Source organism: Gemmata sp., assembly GCF_051859125.1.
Classification (GTDB): domain Bacteria; phylum Planctomycetota; class Planctomycetia; order Gemmatales; family Gemmataceae; genus Gemmata.
Genome location: NZ_JBHYGG010000074.1, coordinates 1 through 16,301, shown reverse-complemented (window position 1 = coordinate 16,301; position 16,301 = coordinate 1). Strand labels below are relative to the sequence as shown.

The 16,301-nt window shown below is 68.7% G+C and carries 16 protein-coding genes; 12 read left to right on the top strand and 4 right to left on the bottom strand.

Annotation, left to right across the window (positions count from 1 at the left end):
• Positions 1-207 precede the first annotated feature (207 nt).
• On the top strand, positions 208-1,230 hold the full coding sequence (locus tag ACTIGN_RS08765; RefSeq protein WP_439622874.1) for a PmoA family protein: 1,023 nt from the start codon (positions 208-210) through the stop codon (positions 1,228-1,230).
• 393 nt (positions 1,231-1,623) lie between these two features.
• On the opposite strand, the gene ACTIGN_RS08760 is transcribed toward ACTIGN_RS08765, so the two are convergent.
• Entirely contained in the window at positions 1,624-2,763 is a 1,140-nt protein-coding gene (locus ACTIGN_RS08760) for an HD domain-containing phosphohydrolase (protein ID WP_439622872.1), read from the bottom strand.
• Between the two features lie 180 nt (positions 2,764-2,943).
• Positions 2,944-3,633, bottom strand: coding sequence for a DUF4058 family protein (locus tag ACTIGN_RS08755; protein WP_439622870.1), 690 nt, complete (start codon positions 3,631-3,633; stop codon positions 2,944-2,946).
• 286 nt (positions 3,634-3,919) lie between these two features.
• Here ACTIGN_RS08755 and ACTIGN_RS08750 point away from each other — a divergent pair, with 286 nt between their 5' ends.
• From ACTIGN_RS08750 to ACTIGN_RS08720, 7 genes are all read left to right on the top strand, one after another.
• The gene (locus tag ACTIGN_RS08750) at positions 3,920-5,380 is read left to right on the top strand and encodes a selenium-binding protein SBP56-related protein (protein ID WP_439622868.1); all 1,461 of its coding nucleotides are present in this window, start codon (positions 3,920-3,922) and stop codon (positions 5,378-5,380) included.
• A 136-nt stretch (positions 5,381-5,516) separates the two neighbouring features.
• The gene (speA, locus tag ACTIGN_RS08745) at positions 5,517-7,460 is read left to right on the top strand and encodes a biosynthetic arginine decarboxylase (protein ID WP_439622866.1); all 1,944 of its coding nucleotides are present in this window, start codon (positions 5,517-5,519) and stop codon (positions 7,458-7,460) included.
• A 72-nt stretch (positions 7,461-7,532) separates the two neighbouring features.
• Positions 7,533-8,342, top strand: coding sequence for a TIGR04255 family protein (locus ACTIGN_RS08740; protein WP_439622864.1), 810 nt, complete (start codon positions 7,533-7,535; stop codon positions 8,340-8,342).
• Entirely contained in the window at positions 8,339-8,764 is a 426-nt protein-coding gene (locus ACTIGN_RS08735) for a hypothetical protein (RefSeq protein ID WP_439622862.1), read from the top strand. The genes ACTIGN_RS08740 and ACTIGN_RS08735 overlap by 4 nt, the downstream gene beginning before the upstream one ends.
• 23 nt (positions 8,765-8,787) lie before the next feature.
• Positions 8,788-9,216 (top strand): hypothetical protein, encoded by a 429-nt coding sequence (locus tag ACTIGN_RS08730; protein ID WP_439622860.1) that lies wholly within the window; start codon positions 8,788-8,790, stop codon positions 9,214-9,216.
• A 30-nt stretch (positions 9,217-9,246) separates the two neighbouring features.
• Positions 9,247-9,711: a hypothetical protein gene (locus ACTIGN_RS08725; RefSeq protein WP_439622858.1), complete on the top strand. Its 465-nt coding sequence runs from the start codon at positions 9,247-9,249 to the stop codon at positions 9,709-9,711.
• A gap of 13 nt (positions 9,712-9,724) precedes the next feature.
• Positions 9,725-10,381: a hypothetical protein gene (locus ACTIGN_RS08720; protein ID WP_439622856.1), complete on the top strand. Its 657-nt coding sequence runs from the start codon at positions 9,725-9,727 to the stop codon at positions 10,379-10,381.
• 7 nt (positions 10,382-10,388) lie between these two features.
• Here the strand turns inward: ACTIGN_RS08720 and ACTIGN_RS08715 are convergent, their stop codons facing one another.
• Positions 10,389-10,628, bottom strand: a complete 240-nt coding sequence (locus ACTIGN_RS08715) for a type II toxin-antitoxin system HicB family antitoxin (protein ID WP_439622854.1) — start codon at positions 10,626-10,628, stop codon at positions 10,389-10,391.
• Positions 10,629-10,745: 117 nt separating this feature from the next.
• Between ACTIGN_RS08715 and ACTIGN_RS08710 the strand changes: the two genes are divergently transcribed.
• Together ACTIGN_RS08710 and ACTIGN_RS08705 are read left to right on the top strand one after the other, a co-directional pair.
• Complete coding sequence (locus ACTIGN_RS08710; RefSeq protein ID WP_439622852.1) at positions 10,746-11,510, top strand: creatininase family protein; 765 nt, start codon at positions 10,746-10,748, stop codon at positions 11,508-11,510.
• A gap of 158 nt (positions 11,511-11,668) precedes the next feature.
• Positions 11,669-12,886: an MFS transporter gene (locus ACTIGN_RS08705; protein WP_439622850.1), complete on the top strand. Its 1,218-nt coding sequence runs from the start codon at positions 11,669-11,671 to the stop codon at positions 12,884-12,886.
• A gap of 199 nt (positions 12,887-13,085) precedes the next feature.
• Here the strand turns inward: ACTIGN_RS08705 and ACTIGN_RS08700 are convergent, their stop codons facing one another.
• A complete protein-coding gene (locus tag ACTIGN_RS08700; protein WP_439622848.1) occupies positions 13,086-13,934 on the bottom strand; it encodes a methyltransferase domain-containing protein in 849 nt (282 codons plus the stop codon).
• Between the two features lie 385 nt (positions 13,935-14,319).
• Here ACTIGN_RS08700 and ACTIGN_RS08695 point away from each other — a divergent pair, with 385 nt between their 5' ends.
• Entirely contained in the window at positions 14,320-15,318 is a 999-nt protein-coding gene (locus ACTIGN_RS08695) for an ATP-binding cassette domain-containing protein (RefSeq protein WP_439622846.1), read from the top strand.
• Between the two features lie 107 nt (positions 15,319-15,425).
• Complete coding sequence (locus ACTIGN_RS08690; RefSeq protein ID WP_439622844.1) at positions 15,426-16,208, top strand: ABC transporter permease; 783 nt, start codon at positions 15,426-15,428, stop codon at positions 16,206-16,208.
• The last annotated feature ends 93 nt before the right edge of the window (positions 16,209-16,301 follow it).

Below are 16,301 nucleotides of genomic sequence, written 5' to 3'. Positions count from 1 at the left end.
CCGGGGGGGGGCCCCCAAAAAAACACCGCGGCACCTTTTGGGTGGGGCCCGCCCGCCGTGGCGGCCCGCCAGCCACTTCCGCGTATCCCAACAAGAATCCACTAAAGCAGCCACTTGCCTGGGCCACCTTGATGGTTGACACCCCCGGACCGCTCGCCGAGACTACACGCGTCGCTGCCCCTCCCCCTCCGCCCCGGAGCCCCACACATGCGCTGCCTGTTCGCACTCGCCGTACTTACCGCCCCGGCCCTCGCCGCGGCCGCCGACGGGGTCACGGCCGTCGTCGGCAAGGACGGCATCGAGTTCAAGTCCGGCCCGACCGTCGTCGCGAGGTACGCCACCGACCCCAGGCACCCGAAGCCGTTCCTGTACCCGGTGCTCGCGCCGGACGGCACCCCGGTCACCCGCGGGTGGCCCGTCGAGAAGGGGCTCCCCGGCGAGGCGACCACCGACCACGTCCACCACAAGTCGGTCTGGTTCTGCCACGGCGACGTGATCCCCGAGGGGATGGAACTGAAGACGAAGACGGCCGACAAGCACGGGAAGGGCGTGGACTTCTGGAGCGAGACGAAGGACAAGGACGGCAAGCCGCGGCACGGGCAGATGACCGTGAAGAGCGTCGGCGAGCCGAAGACGGTGCCCGGCGGCGTGAGCGTCGAGACGCAGAACGAGTGGTTCACCGCCGACGGGGTCAAGATGCTCGACGAGACCCGGGTCATCACCTTCAGCGAGACGCCGGAGGGCCGGCTGTTCGTGTTCGACATCACCCTGAAGGCGACCGCGTGCCCGATCTCGTTCGGCGACACGAAGGAGGGGTCGTTCGGCATCCGCGTCCACGACGAGCTGCGGCCGGCGGCGAAGGACGGCGCGACGGTGACGACCGCCGGCGGCAAGGCGCTGGCCGCCCCACAGAAAGACAACCTCTCGATCTGGGGCGAACCGTCGCCGTGGATCGACTACTCGGGGAAGGTCGGGGGCAAGCCGGTCGGCATCGCCGTGTTCGACGGCCCCAGCAACCCGAAGGCGTACTGGCACGTCCGGGCCTACGGGCTCAACGGCGCGAACCCGTTCGGCCGCGACGGCAGCGGGTTCCCCTCCCAGAAGGGCAAGACCGACCTCGTGAAGATCGAGAAGGGCGGCGAGCTGAAGCTGAGGTACGGCGTCTACGCCCACACGGGCGACGCGAAGACCGGCAAGGTCGCCGAGGCGTTCGAGGCGTTCAAGAAGTGAACCCGCGAGCCACGGGGGTGATACCGAATCCGCGTGATCGGTAACCGTCGTGTCCGGGTCCGGGTCCGGGTCCGGGTCCGGGCCCGAGCCCGAGCCCGAGCGCCGAGCGAGGGTTCACGTGAACCCTCGCTCGGCGCTCGGGCTCGGACCAATACGAACCCAACAGATCCAGTATGAAAGATCGCGTTGTGGCGAGCCGGAAGCGTGAGCGACCGGAGTAGCTCGGGGCGAAGCGATGGCACGCGGATGGAGCGGATCAACGGCAGGATGAAGAGGATCGGAGAAGGGTTCGTTCATCGAACCGGGTACGGTCCGATCCGTGCGGAATCCCGGCTCTGATCCGCATCATCCGCGTGCCATCGCTTCTCGTCCCCCGCCCTCGACGCGAACCGGCTACTCGGTGAACTCGCGGAACACGCGGTCGAACTCGCCCGAGATGCGGCGGAACACTTCGAGCAGGGCCGGGTCGAAGTGGCCCGGCGACCCCTCGGTCATCGTCATCACCGACGTCGCGTGCGTGAGCCCCGGCTTGTACACCCGGCGGCTCCGCAGCGCGTCGTACACGTCGGCGATCGCCAGGAGCCGGGCCGACAGCGGGATCCGGTCCCCGGTCAGCCGGTCCGGGTACCCGGTGCCGTCCCACCGCTCGTGGTGGTGCCGCGCGATGTCGATCGCCATGTGCAGGAAGCTGGTCGCGAACGGGTACCGGCGGGCCACCTCGCGGAGCGTGTCGGCCCCGATGGTCGTGTGGGTCTGCATCACGGCCCGCTCCTGCGGGTCGAGCGGGCCGGGCTTGTTCAGGATGTTGTCGGGCAGCGCCGCCTTCCCGATGTCGTGGAGCGGGGCGCAGTCCTCCAGGGTGCGGATGAAGTTCGCGTCGAGGATCCCCGAGAACGCCGGGAGCCGCGCGGCCTCGTCGGCGAGCACCCGCGAGTACCGCTGGAGCCGCATCAGGTGCATCCCGGTCTCGGCCGACCGGTGCTCGATCAGTTTGGCCAGCGCGAGCACCAGGCCGTTGCGGGCGCGGATCAGTTCCCCGTCGCGGTCGTCGAGCGCCTGCTCCAGCTCGGTGTTCACCTGGAGCAGCTCGCGGTTCAGCACGTCGGAGCGGTCCTGCGCGTCCTTGAGCCGCAGCGACGCCTTCACCCGGGCGCGGAGCTGGACCATGCTGAACGGCTTGGTCAGGAAGTCGTCGGCCCCGGCGAGCAGGATGCGGGACAGCTCGTCGCCGGTCGCGGTGCCGGAGAACATGACGACCTTGAGGTGCGCCGTGAGCGGCCGCTGGCGGAGGAGCCGGAGCACCTCCTCGCCGTTGAACCCCGGGAGGTCCACGTCGAGGAGCACCAGGTCGTAGGCGTTCTTCGCGGCGAGGGCGACCGCGTCGGGGCCGGTCCCGGCCTCGTCGCACGTGAACCCCTCGGACAGCAGCGCGACGCGGCACAGCCGGCGGATGTCGGGTTGGTCGTCGACGATCAGCACGCGGGTGGCGGCGGCGTCGACCGGCGGGCGCGGGGTGGGGGCAACGGTAGGCACGATAAGCGGTCCGGAACGGCCGACCCGGGCACTCGGGAAACGGGAGCGCTTCGCTGCGGCCCCCGGGTCAGGGATCAGTGTAGCACACCCGGGGCTCGCGGAGGGAAGCGGATTCGCCGGAGTTGTTATCGGGAAACGGCTTCCGAATTCGAACGGGCGGCGCGCGGAACGCACGAACGGTCACCGCACCTTAGACTGCTTCAGCAGCTCGTTGATCCACGCCCGCTGCGCCTCGGTCAGCGGCACCTCGGCCGGCGGCGGGTTCCGGTACTCGACGGCCGCGGCGAACCCGCCCAGGTCGTAGGACCGCGCGAACGCGGCCTGGAGGTCGAGCAGCGCGTCCCGGTCGTCGGCGGCGAGCGGGAGCTTGAACTTCGGGAGCCGCTTCTGCACGGTCGCGGTGTAGATCTCGTACCGGTCCGCGGCCCCGGACCGGGTCACCGACACGGCGTGGTCGAACTCGGGGAGCCCGTCGCGGGAGTACGTGAGGGTCGGCTTCCCCTGCATCACGAGATCGACCTCGACCACCGCGGCCCGCTGCGCCACCGCCTCCTTGCGCTTCTCCAGGTACACGGCCCGGCCCGCGGGGGTGGTCTTGTTGGCCGGGCTCACCACCTCGAGGAGCGTGACGAGCCGGCTGTCGGTCCGGGTGCGGATCTCGATGAACTCCTCGGTGTACTCCTCGCGGATGATCGAGGTGAACAGGGGCACCTCGGACACGTACGTGCGGGAGCCGACCCGGGCGCGGTACCGGTCGACGAGGCCGGGGAGCAGCACCTGGTACAGGCACGCGAGCAACTGGTGCTGGAACGCGGGCCACAGCTTGGGGTGTTCGAGGTAGGGGTCCATCCCCGGGAACGGACTGGGCATGGAAGGTGTCTCCGGCTCCCGGGCGCCCGCGGCCCCGTGTCGGGCGGGGGCGTGCCGACGAAGGGAAAGGCGGCGGCCCGGGGTGGCAATTCGCGTCCGCGCATTCTACCGGACCCGCCGCCCGCAAGGGAAGTGGGTGGCCGCCGGAACGCCGACAAGAATGTCCGGTGAAGCCGCGGGTGTGGCCCGCCCGGCGGGCGTTCGGCGTTGCACTCACCAACCCTCGGCGTATCCTGAGAGGCTGGTCCGCCCCGCGCTCCTCGACCGCAGACCCGGAGGTCGGCACGTGGACCGTCGTCAGTTCCTCGCCGCGTCGGCCGCAACGTCCGCGGCCGGTGTTCCCGCGTCCGCGGTCCCGCCGCGGGCCAAGCCCGGGTATCCGTCCCCGGCCGAGGCCATGAAGGCGAAGCCCGAGAAGTACGCCTTCGTCGCGTGCAGCTACGCGGGCACCGACGTCTGGGAGCCCGACTTCCTCGCCTCGGTGGACGTCAACCCGGACTCTGCGAACTACTCGAAGGTCGTCAGCCGCGCGGCCATGCCGATCGTGGGCGACGAGGTCTTCCGGTTCGGATGGAACGTGTGCTCGTCGTCCCACAAGACGCCATCGAACCGGATGTACGTGCTCCTCCCGGGGCTGCGGTCCGGTCGCATCAACGTCGTGAACGTCGAAGTGCCGGAACGGTTGTGGATGCACAAGACGATCGAGCCGACGACGATCCTCGACGAGACCGGGTGTACGGTGCCGAGCACCGTCCGCCCGCTGCCGACCGGCGACATTTTGGTCTCAACCATCGGTCACCAGTCGTACCTCGACCGAAGAACGCTCCCGAAGGGTCCGGGGCTGTGCTTGCTCGACGCAGATTTCAAGATCAAGAAGCGATGGGACACGACGGACGCCACGCGTCCGTACATGGACTTCTGGTATCAGACCGGCGTTAAGCATCCGGTGCTGGTGTCCACCATGTTCGCCACCCCGATGACGTTCATGAAGGGCTTCGACCCCCGCGCGCTTGAAGGCAAGAACGGGTTCGGCCAATACCCATCGAGCGTGCAGGTCTGGAAGTGGAACGATCCCTCTGCCGAGCCGGATATCCTTGCACTCGAGAATGGGCATGGGACGCTTCCAGTCCGGTTCCTCCACAACCCCAAACTCCCACAAGGCTATGTGGGCGCGGTCATCAGCGGCACAGTGTGGCTCATCGTAGACGGGCTCAATGGCATACTTCCCCACTACCGCGCTCTCAAGGTCATCGAGGTGGAGCCGGTGAAGGTGGACGGGCGGGACATCCGGGCGATGACGACCGACCTGGTCATCTCGATGGACGACAAGTTCCTGTACCTGTCGAACTGGCTGCACGGTGATGTCCGCCAGTACGACATTTCCGAACGGGGTAAGCCCAAGCTGACCGGGCAGATCTTCCTCGGCGGGGTGCTCGGCAAGGGCGTGAAGCACGGCGACAAGAAGCTGTGGGGCGGCCCTCAGTCGCTGCAACTGTCCCTCGACGGGAAGCGGCTGTACGTGACCAACTCGTTCTTCAGCGCCTGGGACAACCAGTTCTACCCCGAGATGGCCGAGCGCGGGTCGTGGATGGTACAACTCGACTGCGACACGCAGAAGGGCGGGCTCACCCTCAACGAGAAGTTCTTCGTCCACTTCGGGCGGGAGTTTGGCAACGGGGCGTACCCGAGCCGCGCCCGCGAGATGCACCTCGACACTGGCGACTGCACCAGCGACATCTTCGTGTGACCCGGTCCCGAGCCAGCTACCCCTCCCGCGCCCGCCGCCCGGCGGGCGTTCGGCGTTGCACTCACCGACCCGCGGCGTATCATGAGGAGCTGGTCCGCCCCGCGCGCTCTCACCCCTTGTGGCAAAGGCTCATTTGATGGCCAAGACCCTCGACCGCAACGCCGAGTCGCACGCCGCCTGGAAGCTGCACGACGCCTTCGAGACCTACGGCGTCAAGAACTGGGGCAAGGGGTACTTCGGCATCAACAAGAGCGGGCACGTCACCGTCCACCCGGACAAGGACCCCGACCGGTCCATCGACCTCAAGGACCTGGTCGACCAGATCCGCACCCGCGGGGTCCAGCCCCCGCTGCTCCTCCGGTTCAGCGGCATCCTCGAGCACCGCATCGGCGAGATCGCCGGCGCGTTCCACAAGTCCATGACCGAGTACGGGTACACCGGCAAGTACCACTGCGTGTACCCGATCAAGGTGAACCAGCAGCGGCACGTCGTCGAGGAGGTGCTGGAGTACGGCAAGAAGCACGGGTTCGGCCTGGAGGCCGGCAGCAAGCCGGAGCTGCTCGCGGTGCTGGCGCTGACCAACGGCACCGGCGAGACCCCCATCATCTGCAACGGGTTCAAGGACGACGAGTTCATCAAGATGGTGGTGTTCGCCAAGAAGATCGGCAAGAACATCATCCCGGTGGTCGAGAAGTTCACCGAGCTGGAACTGCTCGTCAAGTACATGGAGGAGCTGGGGGTCCGCCAGCCGATCGGGGTGCGGGTCAAGCTCGCGAGCCGCGGGAGCGGCCGGTGGCGGGGGTCCGCGGGGTACCGGTCCAAGTTCGGGCTCACCCTCACCGAGGTGCTGGAGGCGCACAAGTACCTGGAGAGCAAGGGGCTCGGCGACTGCCTCCAGATGACGCACTTCCACATGGGCTCGCAGGTGTCCGATATCCGCAAGGTGAAGGACGCGCTGACCGAGGCCGGCCGGGTGTTCGTCGAGCTGTACCGGCTCGGCGCGAACCTCAAGTACATCGACGTGGGCGGCGGCCTGGGGATCGACTACGACGGCTCGCAGACCGCGTTCGAGAGCAGCACCAACTACACGCTCCAGGAGTACGCCAACGACGTCGTGTACCGCATCAAGCAGGTGTGCGACGAGGCGGGCGTGCCGCACCCGGCGATCATCTCCGAGAGCGGCCGGGCCACGGTCGCGTACCACTCGGTCCTGGTGTTCGACGTGCTGGGCACGTCCGACTTCGACAAGTGCACCGCCCCGGAGAGCCTCCCCGACGACGCCCCGGAGCCGGTGAAGGAGCTGTTCAGCAACTACAAGGAGCTGAACAAGAAGAACTTCCTGGAGGTGTACCACGACGCGGTCGAGCAGATGGAGAAGACGCTCACGCTGTTCAACCTGGGGCACCTGAGCATCGAGCTGCGGGCCCTGGCCGAGCGGCTGTTCTGGGCGTTCGGCCGCAAGCTGCAGCGGATGGTCCGCGACATGGACTACGTGCCCGAGGAGCTGAGCGGCCTCGACGCGATGCTCTCCGACACGTACTTCTGCAACTTCTCGCTGTTCCAGAGCATGCCCGACTCGTGGGCCATCAAGCAGTTGTTCCCGCTCATGCCGATCCACCGGCTCACCGAGGCCCCGACCCGCCGGGCCGTGCTGGGCGACATCACGTGCGACTCGGACGGCAAGGTGGACCAGTTCATCGACCTGCGGGACGTGCGGAACACGCTGGAGCTGCACCCGTACGACGGGGCCGAGCCGTACTACATCGGCGGGTTCCTGCTCGGCGCGTACCAGGAGATCCTGGGCGACCTGCACAACCTGTTCGGCGACACGAACGCGGTCCACGTCACCCTGGAGGACGACGGCACCCCGTCGATCGACTCGGTGGTGAAGGGGGACACGGTGACCGAGGTGCTGAACTACGTGCAGTACAGCGCCGAGAAGCTGACCGACCGGATGCGGAAGGACGTGGAGAAGGCCGTGCGGCACGGGAAGATCACCGCCGCCGAGGCCAAGCACTTCCTGAAGTTCTACGAGAACGGCCTGGAGGGCTACACGTACCTCGAAGAGCCGAGCGCGTGACGCCGAACGGGGCGGCGGGAGGGGCGGGATCGAGTTACGATGGGGTGGAGAGTTCCGTTGCCGGAGGGGGGTATGGCAGGCTTTCCCGAGTACGCGACCCCGCCGGTCGTGGAACTCGTTCTCGGAGTTCAGTTCGCCCCGCTCCCCAACCTGACAACCGGCCACTACGGGTTGTTGTGGCAGTCGCTGGGCGACCAGTGGGCCAATCCCGCGGACGCACCCCCTCTCGACGACCAGTTCGAGTTGTTCGAGCCGGGGCAGGGTCCGAACCCCGGCGCGTTCCAGTTCCGCCTGCAACCCGTCCGGCTGCCCGGCCGGTTCACCCTCGAACACCGCGACCAGCAACAGCTCATCCAGGTGCAACAGACCCGGTTCCACCTCAACTGGCGGAAGCGGGACGGGTTCTATCCGAGCTACCGAAGCTTGATCTCGCAGTTTGAGGACACGTACACTCGGTTCGCGGAGTTCGTGGACCGGTCGGGGGTCGGTAAACTGACCCCCAACCAGTGGGAACTGACTTACGTTGATGCGTTTCCACAAGGCGAGTACTGGGACACACTGGACGACTGGTCGCGTTTTCTCCCCGGGTTGTTCGGGACACTTCGACCGGCCGACGGGCTCGCCCTTGAGCGGCGATCGGCCGAGTGGAGCTTCGAGATCGTACCTCGGCAAGGGCGGTTACACATCACGGCGCAGACCGGGCGAACCACCGACGGCGACCGCCAATCACTCCTGTTACAGATGACGGCCCGCGGTCCGATCGGGCGCGGCGGCGTAGAATCGTTGAGACAAGGTCTGGACGTGGGACACAGAGTTGCGGTCGAAACGTTCCTGCGGGTCACGTCCGACGAGATCAAGGCGCGTTGGGGGCAGAAGTCATGAGCGCAACGGTTTCTGGTCTGGGGGCAACGGCGTTCACCCGACTCGACGCGTACCCCACCCGGGCGCTCGACTCGAGCAGCCTTACGGCGGTCGATCACTCTGCCCCGCTGCTCCCGACATGGGGTAAACTGATCGACTCGGTGCTGGACATTCACAACCTCAGGGACGACTGGGACGGGGAGGGGTCGGAGGCGCCCGCGCCCGGTGCGGTGGACGGTGCGTTGCACCTGGCGATGGCCCTTCGCGACCGGCAGGAGCGCCCGGCGGATCGTGTCGTCCCGAGCGTGAACGGCACCGTCTACTTCGAGTGGCACCTACCGGACGCCTACCGCGAGATCGAGGTGACCGGTCCAAGCCGGGCCGAGGTCCGCATCGTTCAAAAGGGGTCGGACGCAGTCGAGGCCTTCGTCATCGGACTATAGTCCCGACGCCAGCGGGTTCGCCCATGAAAGCCGAGACGGACCCCATCACTGAGGACGAGTGGTTGATCCGGATCGTGCACTTCGACAAGTTCACGGGGCGGGTGCCGCCGGTGTCCCCAAATGCCTTCGAGCCGCGCGTGAAGGGCGAACACGCGGACACCACCGGCCTCAGCCTGATTCGCGAAGCGTGCCTGGTGGCCCCCGAACAGGCGCTGGACGTTATTGCTCCAGACAAACGAGCAATGAAAGGACTGGTCCGAATTCCGATGACGCTCTTGCTCGAACTCCGCCTCACAGCCCGGCCCGAACCAATTGAACCGGTGGCCGGCCACGTCGTGATCCCCGAACTTAACAGCACGAACTACGCGGCCAACAAGGCAAGTTTCACACCGACCAAGCTCCGTCTCGCGGAGGTGGCCAGCGAGAACATCGTACTCCGCCCCTCTTCGTAAGTGCTCCTGAATCGCAGAGGGCGCTGAACGGTGGTCCCCTTCCACGTCGCGTACACCCTGGGCCGGCGGCAGCGGGCCGGCGAACTCCTGCCGTGGCTGCCGGCGCTGGCCGGGAGCCTCGGGTTCGGCATCGGCGGCACCTACCTCTCGGCCGCCGTCACCCCATGGTTCCTCTTGTTGTTCCTGCCGCCCGTCATCTTCTACCGCGGGCTGTTCCGCCTGCTCTTCGACCTCGCCGCGCGGCCCCGGGAGCCCGTCGAACTCACGGTGGACGAGTTCACCCTCTGGGTGCAGTGCGGCGGCGAGCGCCGGAGCCTGCCGCTCGCCGGCGTCATCCAGGTGTTCCGCTCCGGCGACGGGTGGACCGTCCTGCACCGCGACAACTCGACGCTCCTGGTCCCGGCCGGCGTGCTCACCGACGCGCAGCTAGACTACCTCAAGTCGTTCGCCCGCCGCGCCCTCGCCGACCGCAAGGCCGCCGAGCGCGCCCCCTGATCGGAACACACCCATGGGCCTGTTCCGTTGGCTGTTCGGCGCGCCGCAGCGGGTCGCGAGCCGCGACGTGATCTGGCTCACGGACGCGGCCCGGTGGCGCGGCGCGGCCGCCGCGATCGGGGCGCACCTCACCGCGGGCCGGTCGGTCCTCGTGCTGGCGCAGTTCCCGGCGACGCTGGCGGCGTTCGGCGAGCAGCTCCTCGGCCGCGGGTGGCCGCACCTCGCGGTCCCGTCGGAACTGACCCCCGCGGCCGCGCTCAAGCTCGCGAGCGGCCCGCCGCGGGTGCTGTTCGGGCTGGTGCGGAACCTGAAGCCCGACGAGTTCCCGCCGCCCGACACCGCCCCGCTCAGCTCGCTGCCGGTGGTCGTGCTGGAGCGGCACCTGCTGCGCGCGCACGACGAGCACGTCGCGCGGTTCGCGGGCGGGCTCGGGAGCCGGGCGGCGGTCGAGTACCACATCTCGATGGGCGACCCGCTGATGGCGCTGTTCGCCGGCGAGTGGGTGACGAACGTGCTGCGGAACCTGGGGATGAAGGAGTCGGAGTCGATCGACAGCGCGATCGTCGGCCGGCGGATCGAACAGGCCCAGGCGAAGATCGCGAAGGAGGTGGCGAGCGAGCAGGACGCCGACTCGCCCGCCGAGTGGCTGGAGCGCAACCGGGCGAGGTGAGGGGTGCTTACCGCTTGCTCTTCGTTGATCGCGTCTTCTTGACCGGGACGTTTTCCCCTGCCCCTTCCTGAACCTTTGCGGTCGTGGCCGCCTGAGCGAGTTGAAAGGCTTCGGGGAGGCTCTTCGCGGGCGCGGACCATCCGGGGATGAACGGCGATGACACCGTATCGCGGCGGGGGCGCACCACCTTCAACTCCAGGAATAGCTCCCCGTCCGTCGCCGTGTACTTCGTCGCTTTCTTCGCCAATGTCACCCTCCGGTAGCTCGCTCCATCCTTACTCGCAGTTCTGCCGCGACACAAGCCGCCCCGCACCGGTACACTGACCCGGACCCACCGCGTAACCCCTCGCCGGAACCCGCCGCAATGGAACTCGCCGACCTCGCGTGGCCCGCCGTCGATTCGCTGCCGAAGACAACTCCCGTGGTCTTCCCGATCGCCGCACTCGAACAGCACGGCCGGCACATGCCGGTGTTCACCGACTCGCTCCTGTGCGGCGAGGTCGTGCGGCGCGTGAAGCAGGCGCCGGTCGGCGCGAACTGCCTGTTCGCACCGATGCAGTGGCTCGGGAACTCGCACCACCACGTCGACTTCCCCGGCACGCTCTCGGCCTCGCCCCGCGTGTACCTCGACCTCATCAAGGACCTCGCCCGGTGCTTCATCGGGTACGGGTTCACGCGCCTCGTGTTCGTGAACGGCCACGGCGGCAACACGGTGCCGAGCCAGCAGGCGCTGTTCGAACTGAAGCAGGACCTGCGCGACCGCCGAGACTTGCTCCTGCTCTCGCTCACCTACTGGGACTCGCGCGGCGGCCCGCCGACGGACATCCCCGGCCTCGTGCAGACGCAGATGGGCCACGCCTGCGAGTGGGAGACGTCGATGGTGCTGCGGCTCGCCCCGCACCTCGTCTCGGGCGACCCCGCGGCGGTGCCCGAGGTGCCGTTCGGCAAGGGGTTCGCGCCGGGCTACCGGGCGTGGGTGATGCCGGACCGCAGCGGGCCGGGGCACATCGGCACGCCGGCCGCCGCGACCGCGGAGAAGGGCGAGGCGCTGTTCGCGTACTTCGCCGCCGGCGTCGCCTCGTACCTGGAGCGCGTCGCCGCGTGGGACGGGGTGTCCTGGGACTTCTAGTTCGGTGATCGGAGGTTGGAAGTTGGAGATTGGACGGACCGACCAAACCCACCTGCGACCGGCTCAACATGGCATCGACCGACCATCCAATCTCCAACTTCCCATCCCCAATCCCCCACCCGCAATCTCCCTGGCGCTGGTGGGTGTGCGGCGCGCTGATGTTCGCGACGCTCTTGAACTACATGGACCGGCAGGTGCTGCCGCAGATCGCCACCGAACTGAAGGACGCCTACGGCCTCGACAACGCGCGGTACGGGAAGGTCGGCCGGAACTTCGCGTGGGCGTTCGCGGCCGGGTCGATCTTCTTCGGCCTCGTCGCCGACCGCGTCGGCCCGCGGGCGCTCTACCCCGTCGTCCTCGTCGGCTGGTCGGCGGCCGGCCTCGCGACACCTTTGATGGCCGACCCGCGGTACGCTTCGCTGGCCGCGCCCCCGGGCGACCCGGCGAGCGGCCCGTACCTATGGCTGCTCTACTGCCGGACGCTCCTCGGCTTCTTCGAGGCGGGGCACTGGCCGTGCGCGCTGCTCACCGCCCGGCAGATCCTCACGGCAAAGGACCGGCCGCTCGGTAACGGGCTGCTCCAGAGCGGGGCCGCGCTCGGCGCGGTCCTCGTGCCGCTGTACATCGCGGCCGTGCGGCACCTCGGCGGCGGGTGGGAGGTCGCGTTCTGGACCATCGGCGGCATCGGCCTGCTGTGGGTGCCGGCGTGGCTGGTGCTCGTGCGCCGCGGCGACCTCGACCGAATGGTCGAGACAGAGGCTCCGGTCGCGGACGCGCCCGGCTCGCCCACCACTTTCAACTGGGGCCGGTTCCTCGGGGTGTGCGCCACACTGTTCGTGATCGTCGTCGGGCTGAACGTGAGCTGGCAGTTCGTCCGCGAGTGGCTGCCGAAGTACCTGCGGGAGTCGCAGGGGTTCTCGGCCGACGCGACCGACCTCGTCGTCCCCGCGTACTACGTCTCGGCCGAACTCGGGTGCTTCGCGTTCGGGCTGTTCGTGCGGTGGCTCGTGGCCCGCGGCCGCGACGTGCACTCGGCGCGCGTGCTCGGGTACGCGCTCTTCACGGCGGTCACCGCGGCCGCGGCCGTCGCGCCGCTCGTCGGCGGGTGGGCGACCGTCGCGCTCGTCGTGCTGGCCGGGGCCGGCATCCTCGGGCTGCACCCGTGCTACTACGCGCTCGCGCAGGAGCTCCCGGCGAAGCAGATGGCGTTCCTGTCCGGGTCCCTCGCGGCGGTCGCGTGGTTCGTGGTGGGCGGCGTGCAGGAACGGATGGGCGCGCACATCCAGGCGACGGGCAGCTACGACGCCGGGTTCGTCCTCGCCGGCCTCGCCCCGCTCCCGGGGCTGATTGCGCTCGTTGTACTGTGGCGTCGGTGAGGTTCGGGCTTCGAGTTGAAGACCAAGGTGCTCCCTGTCGAGATCCGACCGGGAAACGCGAAAGTGATGGGCGGGCCGCCGCGGAGGGCGGCCCCTACCAGACGGTTCGCATTTGGTTCGTAGGGGCCGCCCTCCGTGGCGGCCCGCGTGAGGCGAACGACTCCGACCGGGCATGGGGCTGTCAATCGTAAATCGAAACTCACCCCGGCCGCCGCGCCCGGAACACGAGGTACCGCATCGCGCCGGTGCGGTACGCCACCCAGATGCGGACCAGCGTGACCGCGAAGATGCTGTTGCGGCTCGCGGTGCTCAACAGGTACGCTCGGCCGGCGGGATCAGTGAAGAACCGGCCGATCGCCCGACGCACGCAGATGGCCCACGTGTCGCGCACCTCGCGGCTGACGTCCGCCGCCGCCTCGACCTCGAACCCCGCGGCCGCCAGCAACTCGCGGTAGTCGGTCTCGGTGCCCATGCCCGGGAGGCGGCCCTCGCGGCAGATCGGTTCGAGCAGGTTGCGCTTCTCCCACGGCTTCGCGCGCTCGGCGGCGATCCACGCGCAGATCGCGAAGCGCCCGCCCGGCTTCAAAACGCGAAACGCCTCGGAGAACGCCCGCGCCTTGTCGAGCATGTGCTCGGTGCTCTCGATCGCGTACGCGGCGTCGAACGACCCGGCCGGCAGGTCGTTTTCGAGCCAGTCGCGCAGGAGGTAGCGCGGGTTCGTGGCGCCGGGGTTCGTCGCCTCGGCGAACGCCTGCTGCGCCGGGACGATGGTGAGCGCCGTGACCGCCGCGTCGAACCACTTCACGACGAGCCGCGCGCTCGCGCCGTACCCCGAGCCGATGTCGCACACGCGGTCGCCCGGCCGGACGCCGGCCTGCTCCGCGACGAAGGCCGTGAGCTGCTCGACGGCTTGGAGCGGCGACTCGCGGCCGGTCCGCCACAGCCCGTGGTGGACGTGCTCGCCCCACACCTCGCGGTACAGGCGGTCGAGTTCCTGGTAGTGGTCGGCGACGACGCCGGCGGCGAGCGGACGGTGCGGGGTGATCATGCAGGTTGGTATACGGCATGCCTCGCTGAAGTGCCCGAAGGGTGAACCGCCGCCGGGCGAACCCTGAGCGCCAGCGAGGGGGTGAGGCGCACCCCCTCGCTGGCGCTCAGGGTTCGCCAAAGAAACGTGCCCCAGCCCGTGCCCGATGGTTCCCCACACCCGCCTCCGCACTGGGGCGGCCGTGAGAAGGGGGTGCCTGTTGTGTTGGGCCTCTTGGTGAGCGGGGGGCGTGAGTCCCCCGGTAGAACCGCGATCCTCATGCACCGGGGGACTCACGTCCCCCGCTCGCCCAAATCCCACAGGCACGCCGCCGTGACAAACTGCCGTAGACTCGGTAAGCCGCCGTGGGTATTGCGGGCGGCGTAAGACTGGGGAGGGGACACCCGTGGCCGGCGACCGTACCGAACTCATCGTCGAAACGGCGCACCTCACCAAGATCTACCAGAACCGGCAGATCGCGCTGAACGACGTGTCGCTGACCATCGAGCCGGGGTGCGTCCTCGGGCTCCTCGGCCCCAACGGGGCCGGCAAGACCACGTTCCTGCGGCTCATCCTCGGGCTGCACCGCCCCACCGCGGGCTGGGCAAAGGTGTTCGGCAAGGTGATGCACCCGAACGCGGCCGACCTGCGCCGCCGCATCGGGTACATCCCCACGAACCCGCAGTTCCCACGCGGCATGACCCCGATCACGTACCTCGACTACATCGCCCGGCTGTTCGGCCTGCCCGCCGACGTCCGCAAGCCGAAGCTCGCGACGCTGATCCGGGCCGTCGACCTGCTCGCGCACTCGGGCCACTCGCTGACGCACTTCACGCCCGGGATGACCGCGCGGCTCGCGGTCGCGGCGAGCCTCATCAACGAGCCCGACCTGCTCATCTGGGACGAGCCGACCCACGGGCTCGACATCGAGGCCCGACGCTCGATGCTCGAACTCATCAAGCGGCTCGCGGCCGACAAGACGCTGATCCTCAGCAGCCACAACCTGAGCGACGTGGACGAGGTGTGCAACCACGCCTGCGTGCTCAACAAGGGGCAGATGATCTTCCACGGCTCGCTGCAGGACCTGAAGGGCCGCATCCGCAAGAACCACTACGAACTCGACCTCGACGGCGAGCAGAAGGCGATCACCAAGGTCGTCGGCATCCTGCGGGCGCTGAAGGACTTCACCCAGGTGCAGCTCCGCCACCGCCGCATGGAGGTGAAGCTCGGCGAGGAGACCCCGAACGCCGCGCTGCTGGCCCAGATGTTCCAGGTGCTGGCCGAGCACAAGGTCACGCTCATCACGGTGCGGAGCGTCGGCATGCAGACCGAGCAGGCGTACCTCGACCTGGTGGAGAAGGAAGAGCAGCGCGGGTTCGCCCGGCTGTACGCGGAAGCGGCCTGACGGCGTCAGCAAGTCGTCACGTCATCGGGTCGTCAGGTCGGACCGGCCTGCGGACCGGTGCCGGGACTTGATGACGTGACGACCCGTGACCTGATGACTGGTGAAGCATGGACACGCCCCCGGTGGTCACCCTGCGGTTCAACAAGTTCCTGCCGTACTGGGCGGTGTTCCAGACCGACCTGCGCCAGACGTCCCGGAGCTGGGTGTACCGCCTGTGGGTCATCATGACCGTGTTCGCGGCCGGCGCGTTCCTGCTGTACCGCGTCGGGCTGCACCAGGAAGCGGGCATGGTGCAGTCCGCGGCCGTCCAGTGCGGCGACCTGTTCCGGCTCATGGTGGTCGGCGGCCTCGCGCTCGTCGTGGTGCTCGCGGTCTCGGCCGTCGGCGGGGAGCGCGGCACCCTCGCCGACTCGATCCTGTCCCGCGGCATCAGTCGCTACCAGTACTTCCTGGCGAAGTGGCACGCGCGGCTCGTCGTGGTCGTGTCCACGTTCGCGGTGCTGGCCGCCGGCATCCTGATCGCGGGCTACTTCCTGTTCAAGTCGGACGCCGAATCGGACCTCAGCCTCACGGGCGGGCTCGCGGCGGTGCTCGCGGTCGCCGCGGCGCTGTGCGTGATCGTGACGTGGGGCGTGGTGATCGGCTCGCTGACCAACGGCCCGGTGCTCGGCATCACCGTGTTCTGGCTGGTGCTGTACGGCGTCGGGTTCCTGCTGACGCTGATGCCCGAGCCGTGGCCCAGCCCGGACCGCGAACTCGCCCGGCTGAAGTTCGTGCTGCGGGGCCAGTTCAACGAGCTGGTGCTGGCGAACCTCGTCATCGGCTCGGCTGTGCTGTCGCTCGGGGCCGGCGCGCTCGGTCTGATGGGGTTCAGCAAGAGCGACGTGTGATACCACGCATGGGTTGAATTGATCGCCCCGCGCGGGCCGCCACGGAGGGCGGCCCCTACCCGACATCAGCTCTTGGTTTGTAGGGGCCGCCCT